Annotated in this window: 17 protein-coding genes; 15 read left to right on the top strand and 2 right to left on the bottom strand. The window is 48.5% G+C overall.

Going from position 1 to position 19542, the window contains the following annotated elements:
- Positions 1-2 precede the first annotated feature (2 nt).
- Positions 3-467, bottom strand: a complete 465-nt coding sequence (locus tag MKX70_RS32775; protein ID WP_042241709.1) for a DUF2621 domain-containing protein — start codon at positions 465-467, stop codon at positions 3-5.
- Positions 468-638: 171 nt separating this feature from the next.
- On the opposite strand from MKX70_RS32775, the gene MKX70_RS32770 reads away from it, so the two are divergent.
- From MKX70_RS32770 to MKX70_RS32705, 14 genes are all read left to right on the top strand, one after another.
- Positions 639-1766 carry a deoxyribonuclease IV gene (locus MKX70_RS32770; RefSeq protein ID WP_340789725.1) on the top strand — a complete coding sequence of 376 codons (1128 nt, stop codon included), beginning with the start codon at positions 639-641 and terminating at the stop codon, positions 1764-1766.
- Positions 1767-1812: 46 nt separating this feature from the next.
- The gene (gene purU, locus MKX70_RS32765; protein ID WP_340841593.1) at positions 1813-2709 is read left to right on the top strand and encodes a formyltetrahydrofolate deformylase; all 897 of its coding nucleotides are present in this window, start codon (positions 1813-1815) and stop codon (positions 2707-2709) included.
- Between the two features lie 273 nt (positions 2710-2982).
- Positions 2983-3762 carry a hypothetical protein gene (locus tag MKX70_RS32760; protein ID WP_340841592.1) on the top strand — a complete coding sequence of 260 codons (780 nt, stop codon included), beginning with the start codon at positions 2983-2985 and terminating at the stop codon, positions 3760-3762.
- A gap of 31 nt (positions 3763-3793) precedes the next feature.
- On the top strand, positions 3794-4858 hold the full coding sequence (locus tag MKX70_RS32755; RefSeq protein WP_340841591.1) for a hypothetical protein: 1065 nt from the start codon (positions 3794-3796) through the stop codon (positions 4856-4858).
- Entirely contained in the window at positions 4855-6423 is a 1569-nt protein-coding gene (locus MKX70_RS32750) for an ATPase, T2SS/T4P/T4SS family (RefSeq protein WP_042233233.1), read from the top strand. Before MKX70_RS32755 ends, MKX70_RS32750 begins: the two co-directional genes overlap by 4 nt.
- A gap of 11 nt (positions 6424-6434) precedes the next feature.
- Entirely contained in the window at positions 6435-7484 is a 1050-nt protein-coding gene (locus MKX70_RS32745; protein ID WP_340789717.1) for a hypothetical protein, read from the top strand.
- An 11-nt stretch (positions 7485-7495) separates the two neighbouring features.
- Entirely contained in the window at positions 7496-8365 is an 870-nt protein-coding gene (locus MKX70_RS32740; protein ID WP_042233237.1) for a hypothetical protein, read from the top strand.
- 61 nt (positions 8366-8426) lie between these two features.
- Positions 8427-8636 (top strand): hypothetical protein, encoded by a 210-nt coding sequence (locus MKX70_RS32735; protein ID WP_042233239.1) that lies wholly within the window; start codon positions 8427-8429, stop codon positions 8634-8636.
- A 5-nt stretch (positions 8637-8641) separates the two neighbouring features.
- The gene (locus MKX70_RS32730; protein ID WP_156118554.1) at positions 8642-8785 is read left to right on the top strand and encodes a hypothetical protein; all 144 of its coding nucleotides are present in this window, start codon (positions 8642-8644) and stop codon (positions 8783-8785) included.
- Positions 8786-8800: 15 nt separating this feature from the next.
- On the top strand, positions 8801-9181 hold the full coding sequence (locus tag MKX70_RS32725) for a hypothetical protein (RefSeq protein WP_039296416.1): 381 nt from the start codon (positions 8801-8803) through the stop codon (positions 9179-9181).
- Positions 9182-9201: 20 nt separating this feature from the next.
- Entirely contained in the window at positions 9202-9699 is a 498-nt protein-coding gene (locus tag MKX70_RS32720) for a hypothetical protein (protein WP_340841590.1), read from the top strand.
- 57 nt (positions 9700-9756) lie between these two features.
- A complete protein-coding gene (locus MKX70_RS32715) occupies positions 9757-10389 on the top strand; it encodes a hypothetical protein (protein WP_340841588.1) in 633 nt (210 codons plus the stop codon).
- Between the two features lie 9 nt (positions 10390-10398).
- Positions 10399-12663: a hypothetical protein gene (locus MKX70_RS32710; RefSeq protein ID WP_340841586.1), complete on the top strand. Its 2265-nt coding sequence runs from the start codon at positions 10399-10401 to the stop codon at positions 12661-12663.
- 489 nt (positions 12664-13152) lie between these two features.
- Entirely contained in the window at positions 13153-16422 is a 3270-nt protein-coding gene (locus MKX70_RS32705; protein ID WP_340841585.1) for a hypothetical protein, read from the top strand.
- Between the two features lie 81 nt (positions 16423-16503).
- On the opposite strand, the gene MKX70_RS32700 is transcribed toward MKX70_RS32705, so the two are convergent.
- Entirely contained in the window at positions 16504-17148 is a 645-nt protein-coding gene (locus MKX70_RS32700) for a hypothetical protein (protein ID WP_197073045.1), read from the bottom strand.
- 318 nt (positions 17149-17466) lie between these two features.
- On the opposite strand from MKX70_RS32700, the gene tkt reads away from it, so the two are divergent.
- Positions 17467-19518, top strand: coding sequence for a transketolase (tkt, locus tag MKX70_RS32695; protein ID WP_042233247.1), 2052 nt, complete (start codon positions 17467-17469; stop codon positions 19516-19518).
- Positions 19519-19542 lie beyond the last annotated feature (24 nt).

The following is a 19542-nucleotide window of genomic DNA, read 5'->3' as shown; positions in this document are numbered from 1 at the left end:
AGTTATTTGACTAAATGTTTATAAGGTGTGTAGTCGATGCCGTTCTTTTCCAGGAAGGTAACCAGAAAGCGGTTGTCGCGCCGTGGTGTAGCTATAATATAGCCTTTGATGCAGTGCTCGCGGGTTACCTCCGGAGCGTTGCTCTCCACAGCAATTCTGCCGATCTCGGCAGCAATGGAATGTTTGGCGATGTCGCGGAAGGGGCTGGGTACCGGCTGAACCAGCTGGTCCAGAAAAGCCTTCATCTCGTCGCTCCATAGTGGACGGCTGCGTTCTACCCAGTAATTCTGCCAGTCCAGCTTGGACTTGCCGTCAGCCTTGGGCAGTACCTTCAGAAATTTGCGGAACATAAAATAGCCGCCGATGCACATACAGCCCAGCAGTAAAAAGGTCCAAAATGCGATGGAATTCATAAACCAATTGCTCGGAGCTGCAGATAACAAGCTTGAGGGTGAATGAAAATGCATGGTTACACCGCCTTTGACAATGATGATTGTCACTTTCCTTTTACTCATCTAAAGTATAGCGTATTTCCAAAGTTTTGCGAAGCGGAAGCGGCCTTCTGGCGCTTGCCTAGATTTATTTTCCCGATCACGGTAGAATAAGGGTTAATTCGTGAAGGAAAGAGGGAAATAGGCATGCTGAAAATAGGTTCACATGTGTCCTGCGCGGACAAGGGTCTCCTGAGCGCGGCCAATGAAGCAAATGAGTACGGATCTACCTCGTTTATGATATATACGGGAGCGCCGCAGAATACGCGCCGTAAGCCGATTGAATCGATGTTCCCTGAGGAAGGGAAGCTGGTAATGGCGCAGAATGGCGTCGAAGAGATAGTGGTTCACGCCCCATACATTATTAACCTGGGCTCCTACAAGGAAAGCACCTACCAGCTGGCAGTTGATTTCCTGCAGGAGGAGATCCGCCGTACCCATGCACTCGGTGTTAAGCATATTGTCCTGCATCCGGGAGCTTTCACCGACAAGGATGCTGAATACGGCATTCAGCGCATTGCAGACGGACTGAACGAAGTGCTGGGCGGTACGAATGAGACGGAAGTGCATATTGCTCTGGAAACAATGGCCGGCAAGGGAACAGAGGTCGGACGCAGCTTCGAGGAGATTGCTTCCATTATCGATAAGGTCGTACATAATGAGCGGTTGTCCATTTGTCTCGACACCTGTCACATTCATGATGCCGGATACGATATCGTGGGCGATCTGGATGGCGTGCTGAAGAAATTCGACGATACCATCGGCCTGGGACGGCTCGGCGTTATCCACATTAATGACAGCAAGAATCCGCGGGGAGCGGGCAAAGACCGCCATACTCCGATTGGCTCGGGCTATATTGGTTTTGAGACGATCAACAATGTCGTACATCATGAAGCACTGGCGGGTCTGCCGTTCATTCTGGAGACCCCGTGGATAGGCAAGGATGCCAAGAAGCTTCGTCCAATGTATGAAGTGGAAATTGCTCTGCTGCGCGGCAATGTGGCTGAACGTTTCGGAGCAGAATTCCTGCAGGAGCTGGAAGAGCTGCATGCTTTTTTTGCCAAACAGGAGCTGGACTCCCGCCGCTATGTGCTTGATGTATGGGAATTGCTGAAGAATGATGCCAAAGCGAAGAAAGCCGATCCCCGTGAGCCGCTGGAACGTCTCTATGATCAAGTAATTGCCGCCGGATTATTCCCTCAGCTTAGTGAGGAAGCCGTCAACCAGCGGCTGATCGCCTGGCTGGCAGGCAAGCAGCTGCTCGTGAACGCTTAATCCAACAACAGATTGCGCAAGCAGATGAGAGGATGGACGGAGAAATATGGAGTTACATGTGAAAAGAGATCATTCATCAGGCAGTCAATATCCGGACCGGGCGCGTATGCTCATTTCCTGTCCGGACGGGCCGGGTATCGTAGCGGCTGTGTCGCATTTCTTGTACCAGCATGGTGCGAACATTGTGCAGTCGGATCAATATACGATGGACCCGGACGGCGGAATGTTTTTTATGAGAGTGGAGTTTGACCTGCCTAAGCTGAATGAACGGCTGGAAGAGGTGCGTACGATCTTTGGCGGCGTTGCCGAGCGCTTCAAGATGAACTGGCAGATCTTCAATGTAAGCCACAAGAAGCGGCTGGCGATCTTTGTATCCAAAGAGGATCACTGTCTGGTGGAGCTGCTATGGCAGTGGCAGGCCGGTGATCTGGATGCGGACATTGCTCTTGTGGTCAGCAACCATACGGACATGCAGGCTTATGTTGAATCCTTCGGCATTCCTTTCCATCATATTCCGGTTACGGCGGATACGAAGGAAGCCGCAGAGAAACGTCAGCTTGAGGTGATCGGTGATGATATCGATGTGATCATTCTGGCCCGGTATATGCAGATTATCTCCCCTTCGTTCATCGAGCATTACCGGCACCGGATTATCAATATCCACCACTCGTTCCTGCCGGCATTCGTCGGTGGCAAGCCGTACGCTCAGGCGTATCAGCGCGGGGTCAAGATTATCGGCGCTACTGCCCACTATGTGACTGAAGAGCTGGACGGCGGTCCGATTATCGAGCAGGACGTGCAGCGGGTCAGCCACAGTGATGATGTGAACGAGCTTAAGCGCATCGGACGCACCATTGAACGAGTAGTTTTGGCCCGTGCAGTGAAATGGCATATTGAGGACAGAATTCTCGTGCATCATAATAAAACAGTAGTTTTTAATTAAGCAGCGAAGCTTTCCAGTTAAACTATTACAACCACTCCGGTAAAAGTCAGGAATCACACGGATGCATATAACATCCTTCCGGTCTGATTTTTACCGGCATCATCTTCTGCCGGGAGCTTCTCCCGCAGCCTCAAGCTATACAACAACCTCACAGTAATAATCTAATACACTTCTCACCACGACAGGTAAAAAAGCATTTTACCGGCATTTTGGATCTTAAGCCAAAATGTATTTTGTTATGTGCAGATTTCACATTCAAAGGGGGTAAAGGGCTTGTCATCGCAACGCGGACATTTATTAAAACGCAATTACATCTTTGCCTTCCTCATCCTGACCACCGGCTTCGGCGGACTGCTTGGCTATGATCTCTATTTCAAACCCTATGTACTCTCTCAGACTGTCGTCAAAATCAAGGTGGATGGCGGAGGCTTTTTACCGAAAAATTATGAGCTGAAGCCCGGAGATCTCTATCTGGATTCCGTGCAGACCAAAGACATTCCGGCTGGTGTCATCCGAAGCCTGGATCAGGTGGAACGGAAGATTACGAATGTGAATCTGACGGATGGCAGTATTCTGACCGAATCACTGATTGATGTGAGCAATCTGGAGCCGCAGCAGGATGAAGGGATTTTCCCCATACCCAAAGAGGCGATCTATGCCATTAACGGTTCTCTCCGCAGCAGAGATAAGGTGGATATTTATCTGGTCGAAGGGGATTCGCCGGTTAAGGACCGGACAGGCTATAGCCCGGCAGCCGGGGCAGTAGAAGCTTCTTCAGGAATGAAGGTTTCAGGACCGGCATCTGCGGTGGATGAGGAAATTCAGCCGGCGCTTCCCGGCCGTAAAGTATTTCTCAGCGGAGTAACCGTGAATTATGTGCGTACCGAAGACAACAATGATGTGCTGGATTCGGAGAATGGCAACAATAATAACCGCTTTACCTCGACCGGCAAAGTGGCGGCACCGGAGCTGAAGCTGAAGAAGAGCGACGGGGAGCTGATGGGGGCATATCTGGAACAGGGCAAGAAGCTGTGGATCGTAAGAGTGGAGTAGCAAAGTGAAGCAGAAGGGAGGAGGGATGAGCTTGAAAATATTCAGTCTGGGTATGGATCAGCTGACAATTAATGAAATAAAGCTTGCCGGATTTACGGTCATTGCCCAAAGCGTGCTGCCTGAGCCTGCGCAGGCCGGAGGACATCTGCTGATGGTGACAAGCGAGCAGGTACCCGTATCTGGACTCAGCGGGCTGCGCCGGAGTTATCCGGATTCCAACATTTTGTATGTATATCTGCAAAAAGGGGTGAGGGGTTATCAGGCTATTCATATGCAATGTGAGAGCCTGGGGATCTTCTTCATGCCTCCGCGTTCGACCTCATCGGCTATTATCGATAAGCTGCGCTACATGCTTGAGGATGAGCAGGCAGAGCGGGGGAATCTGATTGGATTCTTCGGGTCCGGGCCGGGCATTGGCTGTACAAGTGCAGCTAAGCTATTCGCCAGACGAATTGCGGCTTCGGGGCTGCGGGTAACCGTGCTGGGTCTTGATCTGTACGATCCGGGTTATGACCGTAAGACAGCAGTCAGCCTGGACAGGCTGCGGCCGCGGATTACCGGCAAAATGCTTCACGATGAGGACTTTGCCGGGTTTGTGAAGCAGGAAGGATATTCGTATCTGCCGGGCAACTTCGATTATTTAAGCGCTCAGGACTATCAGGAGGAGGAGATCGAGTATTTGCTGGACAGAGCAAGTGACAATGCCGATGTGGTGGTGGCTGATTTTGGGTCCATTCCGGAAAGTGCCGCCTGGTATGTGGGCATGCAGAAATCCGTCCTGCGGATGATTGTAACGCATCCCCGTCATGAGTACAGGCTACAGCCTCTGATGGAGCTGGCCGGGCATATGGATCTGCATCCGCAGGATTTCCAGTGGATCATTAACCGCAGCAATGTAGAAGAGCTGACCTCTTCCAAGAATCTGGCGCTGCGCTTTGGCAGTGAGATCCTGCTGGAGCTTCCATATTACCAGCCTTTCCTGGAGAGCCTGCCGCTCGGCAAAAAAGAACTTCAGCATGTAGACGATAAGGTTCATGCGCTGCTGGTCTCGCTGGGTCTGGCTTTGGAAGTCCGAAAGAAGGGGATATTTCAATGATTGAATATCCGGATGAAGCTTGGCTGCTGAAGCAGGGACGCCCTTCATCAAGATGGACGCCGCGGGACCCTGAGCATGGAAGGCGGCAGGAAGAGGAGGACGGGAGCGAACAGTTAAGGTTGTCGGAGGCTACTGAGAACAGGCGGCTTTTCTCACTGAAGCAAAGTGTGCTCCGTACCAGCAAACCCGGCAAGGAAGACTTCTACAGCTTTCTGCAGAAAATGAAAAGTGAAATGAACGCCGGACTAGAGCGTGAGGATGACAGCTATTTCGAGCTAAATGCCAAGGCATTGATTGGTGATCCGCAGGCAGTCAGCTTTTTCATGAACGAGATCGAGAAGTATTTGCGCCGTACCCCGTTTACGGGCAAGGTGCCGGAAGCTTACCGTACAGCGGCAGAGGCGCTGTTCCATGAATGGAAAGGGTTCGGACCCGCTTACCGCTGGTTCACGGACCGGGCTTATAGTGAATCGACCGGGCTGCAGATGATCGGACGGCAAATTTTCTATAACCACCAGGGCAGGTTTGTAGCTTATCCGTATGAGATGCCTTCGCTGGATCGTGTAGAGCAGCTGAAGCGATCTCTGTTGAAAAGCGATCCCAACAAAAAGCTGAACAAGGATAATCCTTCGGTGGAATTCAAAATGGATGATCCCCTCTGGCCGGGACGGTTCATCCGGCTAGCCATCTGGGTATCGCCACGGGTCTGGGAAGGCTTCACCACCATATCGCTGCGCCGCCAGGTCGTCGAATTTCTGGATCTGGATGATCAGGCCGGCACAGAATGCATCCCTGCGGAAGCGATTGAACTGATCCGTGCGCTTACGGGGACGTTTCGTAATACGATTATCGCGGGTGCCGTAGGCTCGGGCAAAACCACTTTTGCCAATACAATTGTCGGTGAGCAGCTGCTCGGTTCCTCCTCCTGCATGGGAGTGGTGATGATTGAGAAGCATCCGGAGTCTATTCTGCCATATCAGATCAAGGGCCACCGGATCATTCCGATCCAGGCATCCAATGAGGAGCTGATGGAGGTCGGCGTGGAATCGTTGCGGCATGACCCGAACATTCTCTATATGACGGAGATGCGTTATAACGAATGGGAATTCTATCTATGGAGCGGCGAAAAGGGCTATGACGGCATCACCGGAACCTTTCATACCGTGGATTCGGAGGATATTCCTTACCAGGGCGCATTTGCCGTATCTACACGGATTGGCGGCAGCCTGAAAGGGCATTTAATCTCAGCGCTGAAATCCTGTGAGCTGGTCTTTATTCTGGAAAGTGTGCCCGATGGGAAGAAGCGGCTCTCGCGGATATCCGAGGTTTTTTATGAGGAAGCCAGCAACTCGGTATTCGCTAATGATCTGATGCGCTGGGAGCCGGAGCAGTCGGCCTGGAGCTATAATGACAAGCTGACGCCGGGGCTGATGGTGAAGATGAAGAAGAAGAATGCACGGGCCACGCGGATGATGCTGCAGGAGCTTGGACATCTCGCTGCCCAGAAACCGATGGTGGGCCCGCTGAAGGAAAGCTTGAAATCCAGGATTGTTTTGAATGAATGAGGGGGGAGCCTGTGGCGCTGCTGTACTATATCATCCAGTTTGTCTTTCATTTACTGGTCGCGGGCGGATTATGGCTATTGGTGAAGCCGCTTATTGAGCGGCATTTATCGCAGTGGGGACAAAAGATGGATTTCCGGATGAACCTGAGGATGAGTCTGTTCGGCAAAAAAGTAAGCATGATTAATAAAAGAATGTGGCTATACCGCCATCTGGATGATTTGCTGTATTTTGCCCATAAGCGGTATGAGCCGGGAATCAGTGTTATGCGTTTTGTCACTCGTTCAGGCATGCTGTTCACGGGGATATTTCTATCGGGTCTGCTGACTCTGCGGGAGCTGCCGGGACATATGAGCTTTAATAATCCTTTTCTGGAGGGGATTGTGTTAAATGAGGGTACAGCTGTGCAGGACGCTTGGCGGCTCCCGCTGTTTCTGGCAATTCTCTCGGCAAGCATTCCATACTTACGGATGAGGTATACCTATGCTCAGAGGAAAGTGCGGGGGAGCTACGATCTGCTCGATGTGATCAAAATCGCCACCAAATTCACTCATTTATCTGCGGATTCCATTCTGTCGAGGACCAGTGATTTGCTGGCCGGGGATAATGTGCTGAAGACTCCCTTGAAGCTGCTTGGAGCGGCGTTTGCCAATTACAGCAATGAACGGGAGCTGAATGAGGAAGCAGGGCGTTTTGCCGGAGCGATCGGAACGACCTTTGCCGTAGAATTCGTATCGGATCTGCTCTATTGCGAGAAGGAAGGCACACGTTATCTCAAAAGCTCGCTCATGATGCTTAACCGCTCCATGGAGCAGCAACGGGAGACGATTCTGACGGTCAAAGCAAGCAGCAGGGATGCGATTAGCCTGGGGCTGTACGGAAATCTGGTTGTGCTCGTTTCTTCGGTTGGAACATTTATGTATATGCTGAAGCCAGACGTCTATTTCAAATTGCAATTTGAGACTACAGTTGGCCTTACATTTATGATGGTCATCATTGCGGGAATGTTCATCTCGTTCATGATCAGTACCATCCTCGCCAGGCCCAAGCTGGACTACCACTAAGGTGATGAATAATGGATAGATTACTACTTTTAATAGCTGTAACAGGTATTGTGTATCTCGCTCTATTGGTTTTTGTCAGCAGCAGCAGCCGTCAGGAACGTTATGTACTCCGTCTCGGTGTGAAGTGGAAGGCCTTCGGGGAACGGGTGCAGAATGAACGGCTGCAGCACTTGCTGAATCAGAGCGGTCTACCCATATCAGCAGCCAAAATTACACTGTTCCGGTACTCGGCGGCGCTGATTTATCTGCTGGTGCAGACGGCAGGTGACTTCGTACGTTCAGAGCCTTTATCTATCTATGATCCGCTTATTGCTGCGCTTATTCTCCTGATTACCAGTCCGCAGCGGGTTCTGCCGCTTGGCTGGCTGCTGATCTGGCTGCATCAGAAGACACTTATTCAAAAAGACGGGGAGCTGATTTCCTTCATCCGTCTCTATGAGAATAACCGGCTGCGCAAGCGCGGGTATGTGGAGTTTGGAGCTTTTTGTGCAGGGACAGCCAGCCACTTCAATTATATCCGTCAGGATCTATATGAGCTCTCGGAAAGGGCGGTAGATGAGGGAACCGAGCGTGCGATTGAATGGTTTTGCGGAAAATTTCCCGAGAACCACGCTTTTATCAACGATATCCGTTCGATTCTGCTGGCGACGGAGGGCATGGATGATGATCATGAAGCAGCGAATTATTTACGGGAGCAGGGCAAGATTATCACCAAAATATCGAGCGACCAATATTTGAAGAAGTGGTCCTTCATCGGCGATGTATCGACCATCATTAATGTAATTCCGTCTATCGCTACCTTCCTGATGATTGTATGTCTGGCTATGCAGTACATTATGCTGATTAAGGGCAATTTTAGCGGTGTGGGGATGTTTCAATGAGTGAATTTTTGTATATTCAAACAGCAATTAAAAATATAAAATAAAAAGGGAGATATTAACAATGAAAAAGGACGCTATTTCTACTGGTTTATTTATCGCTATCGGATTTCTGTGTGTGGCTATCGTAATCGCAATACTGATTCCTGTCGTACGGGACGTAATCGACGATGCAGATGATAACAGACCGCTCATTCCGGCGGTTAGCCTGGTTAAGCCGTCAGGCTCGGGTGTAGATGCGGCAGGACATAAGTTAGTTGATTTCCTGGTTTAACGGAGATGAAGAAGGACTCGATTTCCGTCGCACTGTTTCTGGCTATTGGCTTTGTGATTGCGGGAATTTTTATCGCCGGGGCAACAAGCATTATCGGCGGTAGCCAGGATGATATCATTACCCATGTCAAAGCAGTTGAACAGTATTAAAAGGAGGCGCTGCGCTTGAAGGCAACCGTCCTCCGGGCATTGTTTATGTGGCTGGTGCTGTTCATTATCCTGCAGCCGATTTTTACGTATATTGATTATCTGCTGGATTTGCAGGTCAAAGCCAACACATCCTATATCACGCAAAAGGCCGCAACCGAAGGAATGGTTACAGCCTCTATGAGAGGCGAGGTCATCTCGAACCTGAAGGCGGTCGGTTTTCCGGAGAGCTCTATTGAAATTACTAGCAGTACGGAAATGATTCTTGAGCGCAAACAGCGGATAGATGTGTATGTAACAGCACCAAGGGTAAACCTGTTTCCCTACAATTTCTCCGGCGTATCCCAGCCGACAAGGTATTATGGGCACGGCTCGATCATGAGTGAATATCTCGATTAATTAAGGGATGAAGCTAACCTATGGATTATATTATTAAGCTGGCATTTGTCCTGCTGATCTTTATCTACTCCTGGTTTTTTCAAATTCAGAATCAGGAGTGGGACATCATGCGCAGTATGCTCAAGGATGCTAACAATATGGCGGTTCACGATGCATCACAGGAGTTGAACGAAGCAGCGCGTGCACAAGGACGGTTGGTTATTGACCCTGATGAAGCCTATGCTACCTTCCGCCACACGCTGCAGAGTAATCTGGGACTGGACGACGGCTTATCCCCCTTAGCGGGGAGCCGACTCCAGGCTCAAGTGAGGATCGTCAAGTTCGATATTGTGGATGAATCAACGGGAAATACGTTTCCCATGCTCTATGAAGACCCTGCTTACGGCATCACCAAATACATACAAGGACCTTCGGTCATCGCAGTTATTCAAACGGAGCATCCGGTCCTGATCTCCAGAAACAAAGTACAAGAAGCAATTACCGTGCCGGCGGTTCAAGAATATAAGCTGAATCATTAGCCATATGAGCTTCGGCGGGTCCTGACCCAACTACTACAATTAAGGGAGAGTTCGATTATGAAAAAGACGATGCTCAGCAAGACAATGGTGGGGAGAACAGCTGTAAAAGCCTTACTGGCAACAGCATTGTTAGCCGGTGTAATTGTAGGTCAAGTTGGGCCTGTCAGTGCAACAGCTGCAAAGCCGACGGCGGCTCCGATTATGAGAGATAATCTTTCGAAGTATGGATTAGTGAAGGATGTGGAGCTTCCGGTAACAGTTGAGGCTGGCGGACTTAGTTATACGCTGGAGAAGATTATGATTTATGATTTTAATTCTAAAGATGCAATCAATTTGAGAAAAACATATAAATATGGTGAAGAATCCGGGCTTATTTCAAAGCCTACCTATTTTGTTTGGACAAAGATAACAATAAAAAATAATAGCAAAAAAATAGTGAGTAATGATAAAAACGGAGAATACTGGGTATTGAGCTTTAAAGGATTGGTATCAGTTGATCCTGTAAGAAATTGGTCACGCATTAAAAAGCCAAATGATAAAATGGCTCTTAATAGTTTTATTCTTAAGCCAGGGGAACAATTATCAACCTATCAAGCTTATATGTATGGCAACACTGCTTTCGATCATTTTGCTATTCGTTTGTACTTCGATGGTCAATTCAACGAAAAATTCGTAGTGGAAGAACTGTAAGGAGGAAGTATGAGGAAATTTAGTTGTTTGATTTTGATTATTATTTTACTGGCAGCAAGCTTTCCGAATGATTATGCTCAAGCTTCGAATGGCACTAAATCAAGTTCTGTCGCTGTTCCCATCACTACAGGTTTAGTAGGATCAAATAATAGTGCAAAAAGTTTTTACTTGGATTTGCCTAGCGGAGTTACCAGCTCTGCAATCTTACACAATACACTTAATTATACTGGCAATAATAAGACCATTGGAAGTATTAATATAGAGAATGGAAAAATAAAAGTTACTTTAAAAGGTACGGAAAATAAAAAAGTTCTTGAAAAAGTTAAAGGGTATAGGGCTTCTTTTGAAGCAATGTACAAGACTGAAATCTACAATTCAATATGGCTGTATTCAGATGGAAGACGTTGGCAAATTAATGAATATGATGAACGTAATGATCGAATGAAGACAAAAGATGTAACAGCTACCGATGATTATCCATCACAAAATCCTCCATCTATAGTAGTAACAGCTGGTCCTTTACAAGATCAGCTGTATCTCAAATGGTATAACGGTTCTAAAACAGAAGATATTGATTCAAAAGATATTGTTGCATCGTCTATAAAACCAATATTACTCGAACATTCTTCATATACTAAGGGGTTACCAACATTTAAGAATGGAAGAGTAATTATAAACTATTTTATCCCCAATAGTACTCCATGGAAATCAGAACCGGATGACGGACTTTCAGGAAAAGCAGAAGGTCGGAGATATTTTGCACTGGTTACTTATTATTACGAAGCAAACGCAAACGTCACCTCCTACAGCTACGGCGGCCTAGTCACCTTCGACTACGGTCTCCCCGATGAAGCGACCCTCACAGGGGCAGCCATTCTTGAAAAACCCTCACCCAACCCGGTGAAATTTGAGGATAAGGACGTACCCGTACAGATCAACCTGAAAGGGGAGCTGTTGGCATATAAAGATTCGTCTAACATCGAAGAATGGGTGTTTTATGCTAAAGAAAAAGGAAATGAGAGTTCGCTGAAAACGCTAAAGGATTATTCTAAAACCCTTACGTCCTCAAAGAAAATAGATTTTACCATTCCAAAATCAAAAGTGAAATCTCCTAGTATCACACAGGAGTACGAATTAAGTGTAGTCGTGAGGTTCAAGAAACCCGTTGTAACCAAAACGGGAACCATCACTTCATTGAAGGAGTCCTACAACGTTAAAGCCGGAGTGTATACAACTCCAACTCCTCCAGGCGGGGACTTTCCAGGACCAACTTCTCCTCCAAATCCTCCGCGAGAGCTGAAGCCGCCGATTGCCCTTATCTCAGCGCCAAAGACGATTAAGGCAGGACAAGAGTTTGAAGCCAGCGGCGCAGGCTCTTTTGATCCGGACGGCTTTATCAAGAGCTATTATTGGGACACGCCGAATGCTATAGGAGAATTGACGGATCGGCCGCGGGGGACCCTTTGGTACGATAAGGAGCATTTGGGCGAGCAGTCGCTGGCACTTACGGTTTTGGATGATGATTCAATGTCCGGGAGCACCAGTACTGAAATTACGGTCATTGAGCCGGTTCCGAATGCGTCCATTTATGCTGAAGGAACCTTGAAACAGAACCGGAAGGTCATTATTCGCAGTTATAGCAGCAGCCCTACACATTACCCGTTGGTAGATTCTAAAACTAAAATCACCATCACTGCCGTTTCTGGGGGGACTAATGCAGACATAAAATACAGCGGGTCGCTGAATGGCGTGCCAAGTAAAGATGTACTGTTTAAAAAGCCAGGCAGATATAAAGCAACAATCTATGTCGAGAATACCCTGGGGCTGTCTGCGAGCAGCGAAGTGTCGTTTGATATTGTACCGGATGAGAAGCCCTTTGCTTACTTCACACTTCCTGGATCCGCGTACCGTAACCCTGCAGATGGCAATCAGGCGACGATCTCTATCGATGACATGTCCTATTCTCCGGATAAAGACATTGTGGCCCGGAGGCTATGGGAATATCGCTACGATTCGAATAACAACGGAAATTTTGCAGATGAGAGCTGGGTCATCTTTAGTAACGAGAATTTAGATCACCTTAATCTTAAAGTGCGGGATGTTGGACAATACCTGGTACGGCTCACTGTGTTTGAAGAATTTGGGCAGCCAACCATAGATGAATTTGTTACCCAGGATGATCGCCAATCGAACAACTCAGACGTTACACAAAATACCATTGAGCGAATCTTTAAGGTTAAAAATCAGGCGCCAGATGTGGATTGGTCATGGTAGAAAGGAAAGAATATGCTGAAATTTAACAAGGCACTCTCAATATTCATGGCTGCTGTTTTACTGCTTCTAACATGGCCTGAAGCTTTGCCGGGAAAGGTGCGGGTAGAGGCAGCGGGTGATTCCAATGTAATCAACTATATCGATATACATGTTGAGGCATTTAGCGATACTAGGTATTGGGAACCATATATGGGGGGAATCGGAGATGTAACTCTTGATATGCCAAGTTTTACGCTTAAAAATGTCCGATTTGACCTAACAACTCTTATATTTGAATATGATGTTGTTCTGGATGCACCAATTATAATGAAATCGTCAAATAAGGATTGGTATTCTGACTACTGGAGAACTAGATTTGCGAGCATTTCCACAAGTTTTAGTTCGCCAACAAAGAGCGCTACAGTTAATTATAGGGAATGGTTAGTAAATGAGTTCCCGGCTACTCAAACATATAATACATTGAGTCTATCAGGACCACCTACGAGTCAGGTGAGTGTACCATGGGATCGGGAACTTCCTACCAAGTTAGATATTATGGTATGGGCAAGAGATAGTCATTGGTATAACAGTCCTACGAATGGTTGGGCGAATGCCGCCCAACGTTATATTTACGATGTGCCGTTAATTATCAATTCAGCTCCAAGTCTAACCGTAACGACTCCGAGTGAACAGCAGCTAATCAACGAGCCTGGCTTCAGCGGAATGAACATCGAAGGATACGTACGCGATGTGGACAATAACGATTTGGTGGTCAGTGCGGAGATCCCGAATGTGTTCTACAAAAAAGTAACCATTCCGCAGGCATTATATAATAAACCATTTTCCATACCCATAGACGTTTTGGCAGACGGGATACCTCCTGGACGGCATACGATTATTGTCAAAGTCGTTGATCCCTACAACTTCAAAGACGAGAGGACGCTAAATGTAAATGTATCCTACAGGTTAAGGAATAAGTCATTTATCTTAATTAATACACCTGTGGACATTACGACAACCTACACAGATTATGAAGGGGACCCGAAGGTTCAAGACAGGTACCGGTATGATCATGACCCGAACTTTTTTGACAATTCAATGGGGATCATTGGTGACAGTGGTCTATGGCGAAATTCAAAGTACCAGTCGTTCCCCTACAGCGGGGTGTATGTGGCCACCTTCCAGGCTCGGGATAATCCAAAAAGTGATGATCGGTTCGATGAATACCGGCTATGGAGCCGCGATAATTTATCATCCATGACGTTTCATGTACACCGGAAGCCAATTGCTCTGTTTAGTGCGAAGCTAACGGGAGGATGGCTGCAAATCACAGATAGCTCCTACGATCTTGATCATATCAAGGCGTATAACAAGGGGTTGATGGATTGGCAATGGCAATATAAAACAACCGAATCTGAAATGTGGATGGACGGGCAACCGCCTGCACAGCTGCCAACAAACGAGCAATATGATATCCGGCTACGTGTGCGTGATGTGGACGGAGAAAATGGAGCAGGGGTCTGGAGTGATTGGTGTGTGCGGACCGTAGGTGGCGGTGGTAATCTTCCACCGGTAGCGCTTTTTACGGTAGAGCCGAATATCGTTTCTTACCGTAAAGCCACGGCGGTTACCGACAAGTCTTTTGACCCTGATAATGATCCACTTGATGTGTATAGCTGGACGGTGGTTAAGGACGGGTGGCAGCAGGTATGGAGTCATTGGGGCGGGGCAACTACACCTCCGAATATTGCCGCCTACGGAGTGGGGACTTACCAGTTAACCTTACAGGTCCATGATAATCGGGGGCTGTGGTCAGAACCTTACAGTCAAACCGTACAAGTCATGAACCACCCGCCTGCAGCAGCATTTAATATGCCATCTGAAGTGTACCGGGATACGTTAATTTCAATTGAGAATTTGACGCCCGATCCGGACGAGGATGGGGACGGACTGAGTTATGGCTGGAACGCACGAATCAATAACTCCAGCTATTATTATGCCAGCGGTAACCGGAGTCCGATGATGACGATCCGTGATTTAATTGCAAACTATGGCATATCCCAGCAGCAAGCAATTTCTGAGGGATGGGAAATGAGGCTTACGGCTTCAGATGGTTCGTTAAGCTCGAATGCTACCCGTTTGTTTACGGTCAAGAATCATGTTCCAACGGCTGAGATTAATGGACCAACGGTTATATACCAATATGACAACAAAACCTACTATGGTGTGGATACGGATGAAGACTCGTCGGATGCGAGCAGCTTACAATACTACTGGAAGGTTACCAGTAGCGATGGAACTACAACAATGTACCGCACAGCCAATATAAATATAGATTTCCCTGACACAGGGGCCTACACCATAGAACATTGGGTAGTGGACCAAATCGGTGCAAAGTCAAACGTGGCTAAGCTGAAGATTGATGTCATAGAAAACCAGGCTCCAGCAATCACGCTTACTACGCCGGCAGGTACAGTTACCAATCCAACTGTTCTGGATGCTGAGCTGCAGGGCGATCCTCTCATTAGGTGGAACTACAGTGACCCGGAGAACGACCCGCAGGAGAAATACCGGCTGGAGTTCTTCGCGACAGACGGGCAGTTGACCAAAACAGTCGAGAATACAGATTCGACCGGCGGATTGCGGCAATATCAGGTGCCTAATCCCACCTTTGAACGGTTCTCAATTTTCAGCCTCTACGCCCGGGCTTATTCAAAAGGCTCCTGGTCAGAAGTCTCCAATGAAAAAGCCTTCATCATCGATAATCCGCCGCATGCCGGTTTTAACCTGATGACGGATACGGGCCGCAATGCAGCAGCGGTGCCCATTTACCGGACGGATGTACTGCAGATTACCAGCACTGCAACCGATGCGGATATCCCGAAGGGTGACAGTATTAAACATCAATATTTTCTGAAGCCTTCAAGCGGGACGGAAGGGCTGGCCAGCGTACAGGAGAGCTTCACCAAGCAATTCACATCAAACGGAACCTTTACGCTGCGGCAAATCGTTACGGATACTCTGGGGTTATACCGGGAGCTGTCGCAGAATATCACTGTCGTGAACCGGATCCCGGCTGTGAATATTATTTATCCAACCAGCACCAACCCATCCAGTCCGACCATTGTTAGTACACTCACCCCTGTGATTCAGTGGGATTATCAGGATGAAGACGGCGATGTGCAGCAGCGCTTCAAAGTACGCATTGTTAATCTGGCAAGTGGTGCGGTAAAGGCCCAGTCTGGTGAACAGGTATCCGGGGCTAAGCAGTGGAAGGTTCCTTCCGGCACGTTTGCAGAGAATGAGAAATATGCTGTGGAAGTTGAGGGGTATGACGGGTTCGGCTGGAGTAGTGTGTCTCCGCGCAAATATATGATGGTCAATCTGCTCAGCATTAAGGGGGCTGTCCAGCACACAGAGGAGTGGAACAGTAACCGTCAGGCTTACAATTTGAATAAAAGCGGGAATGCGGAGAATCCGCGGGGGTATACTGTTTATTGGGCGGGGGAGAAATTCGTGCTGCAGGGCACGGCAACCGGATTGCCGGATACCGTTCAGGTTACAATGAGCGGAGGGTATACAGCGCAGCTGAGTCCGACCGGAAGTGACAGGACCAAGTGGATAGGCGAATTGGCAGACCCGTCGTTTGAAGAGTTGCCGGATGGTCCGGTTACGTTCACTTTTACCGCCACTAATGAATTCACGACCAAAGTCGATTCGGTTACGGTAACCATCCTGGGGGATTGGTCAGAATATTATCAGAGTCATCGCGTAAAATAACGGAACGTAGTCACTCCGTTACCGGTATCTTGTTCTTACGTGTCTATATCACGCAGCATCCTACGGGCGGAGGGGGATCGTTCAGACGATCCCCTCAGTCCGTTCTTCGTTTAAGCGGAGCATTCGTGCGGCAACCGCCCCCGGAACGGGTGAACTGGTGGTATGTAAGCTGGATGTGAAGAGAGCCACACCATTATTACGGCGCATATAATAGGAAAGTTTGCCGCTGAATATCTTGTGGGCACACAGGGACGAGGCGAAATCCTCCGGAGTTACGAAGCAGGAGGGCTTGGCCACCGGATGCACGGCCGTTTCTTCAAATACAGAGGCTACAAATTGTGAGCAGAAAAAAGCATCCTCCCTGTCGATCCGGATATTCAGCAGCACACCCACCAGGCCGAGCAGATGATATTTATAGCGCTCCTGATTCTGCATCATACCTTGAACATGATTGTACATGGTGTCATACTCTTCGGCACTGACTCTAAGCTGGTAGATGGCACAGTCTGCACTGCTGTAGAACGGATGGATAAAGTTCTCATGGATCAGTCCGGCGATAAATGGATTGTGCACTCTTTTTCTCCCGAAGCTGTAGACCTCGCGCAGTTCACTGTCAAAGGCGATCGAAGCATGATTCAGCTCTGCTTTGGTGAACCATTTAATAATTCCGCTGAAGGCCGTACCCGTTCCGGTAAGCACAACATAGATATCTCTATTTGCAGTCATCTTCGAAATCCCTTTCTGCTGGAAGTAATGGATAATCCGGTAAAAAGTATTGCTGAGGTACTTCCATCTTACTGTATAAATCAGCTTTGTAAAACAAACTTTAGTCTTAGATAGAAACTAGACTTAAGGCTAAGTCCCTCCATTCGCGGCTTGCATCCTCCCAAACCCTCCTGAAACTCTGTAAAGCTGGCGGTAGAGTGCATAGACCCGGCAGAAGCCGCTAACTATAAGCTGTAGCAAAAACAATTGGAAATGCTTCCACTTACGTGATACAATAATAGTCAAAATGACATTCTTGATTTGAGGAGGATTATTTTAATGACTGAACAAGCAAAAAAAGATCAAGCCATTCATAAAGAAGAAAACTCGACGGTGGACAACCTGGCCATCACTACGATCCGTACCCTTGCTATTGATGCGATTGAAAAAGCAAATTCCGGTCATCCAGGCATGCCAATGGGTTCTGCACCCATGGGATACCAGTTGTTCGCCAAGACGATGAATCATAACCCGGATCACCCGACTTGGGTAAACCGTGACCGGTTTGTATTGTCCGCCGGTCATGGCTCCATGCTGCTCTACAGCTTGCTCCACCTGAGCGGTTATGATCTGCCGATGGAAGAATTGAAGCAGTTCCGTCAATGGGGCAGCTTGACACCGGGACATCCGGAGTTCGGCCACACTGCAGGTGTAGACGCGACAACCGGTCCGCTTGGACAAGGTATCGGTATGGCTGTAGGTATGGCGATGGCTGAAGCGCAGCTGGGTGCTACTTACAATAAAGACGAACATAATGTAATCGACCATTATACGTATGCGATCTGTGGCGATGGCGACTTGATGGAAGGGATCTCTTCCGAGTCCGCTTCGCTTGCCGGCCATTTGAAGCTGGGCAAACTGATTGTAATGTATGATTCCAATGATATTTCCCTCGATGGCAAGCTAAACCTTGCGTTCTCCGAGAATGTGGCTAAACGTTTCGAAGCTTACGGCTGGCAGGTTCTGCGCGTAGAAGACGGCAACGATCTTCCTGCACTCAGTAAGGCTCTTGCTGAAGCTCAAGCAGACAGCAGCAAACCGACGCTGATCGAAGTGAAGACCGTTATCGGCTACGGCAGCCCGAATAAACAAGGTAAAGGCGGCCACGGCGGTACTCACGGCTCCCCGCTGGGTGCCGATGAGGCGAAGCTTACGAAGGACTTCTACAAATGGGTATATGAAGAAGATTTCTTTGTTCCGGACGAAGTGCGCGCCAGCTTTGCTGAAGTGAAGGCTAAAGGAATCGCGGCTAACAAAGCATGGGATGAGAAATTTGCAGCTTACAAACAAGCTTACCCTGAGCTTGCTGCACAGCTCGAAACTGCACTTAGTGGTGAGCTTCCAGCAGGCTGGGATGCCAATCTTCCATTCTACAAAGCAGAAGACAAAGCAGTGTCCACGCGTGTAGCTTCCGGTAGTGCACTGAACGGTCTGACTGCCGGTATCCCGCAGCTGGTTGGGGGTTCCGCTGACCTTGAGAGTTCGACAATGACTCACTTGAACGGTCTGTCCCAGTTCACTTCTGAATCGTATGACGGCCGTAATATCTACTTCGGCGTCCGCGAATTCGGTATGGCTGCGGCCATGAACGGGATTGCGCTGCACAGCGGGCTCAAAGTATTCGGCGGTACGTTCTTCGTATTCACAGATTACCTGCGTCCGGCTGTCCGCCTGGCTTCCATCATGAAGCTGCCGGTAACCTACGTGCTTACACATGACAGTATCGCTGTCGGTGAAGACGGTCCTACCCATGAGCCGATTGAACAGCTCGCGTCCCTGCGCATTATTCCAGGCCTTACTGTGCTTCGTCCGGCTGACGGCAACGAAACTTCGGCAGCTTGGGCTTATGCTATGGAGAACACGTCCAATCCGGTAGCACTGGTACTGACCCGTCAGAACCTGCCGATCCTGCCAGGAACTGTTGAAGGCGTACGCGATAACATCAAACGCGGCGGCTATGTAGTTTCTGATTCCAAGAACGGTACCCCGCAGGCACAGATTATTGCTACAGGCTCTGAAGTACAGCTGGCTGTTAAGGCTCAGGCTGCTCTTGCCGAAGAAGGCATTGATGTCCGTGTAATCAGCTTGCCGAGCTGGGATCTGTTTGAGAAACAGGACAAGGCTTACCGTGATTCCGTAATTCTGCCTGAAGTAAAGGCCCGTCTGGCGATTGAAATGGCGCAAACCTTCGGCTGGGAACGTTATACAGGCGATCAAGGCGACATTCTGGGGATCACTACCTTCGGCGCTTCCGCCCCTGGCGACACAGTAATCAGAGAGTATGGCTTCACCGTGGAAAATGTAGTCAGCCGCGTGAAAGCCCTGCTATAATAGATTGACCTAACGACAAAGGGG

The organism is Paenibacillus sp. FSL R7-0312 (assembly GCF_038004445.1).
In the GTDB taxonomy this organism is placed as follows: domain Bacteria; phylum Bacillota; class Bacilli; order Paenibacillales; family Paenibacillaceae; genus Paenibacillus_AQ.
This window is presented reverse-complemented; position numbering and strand designations above follow the sequence as displayed.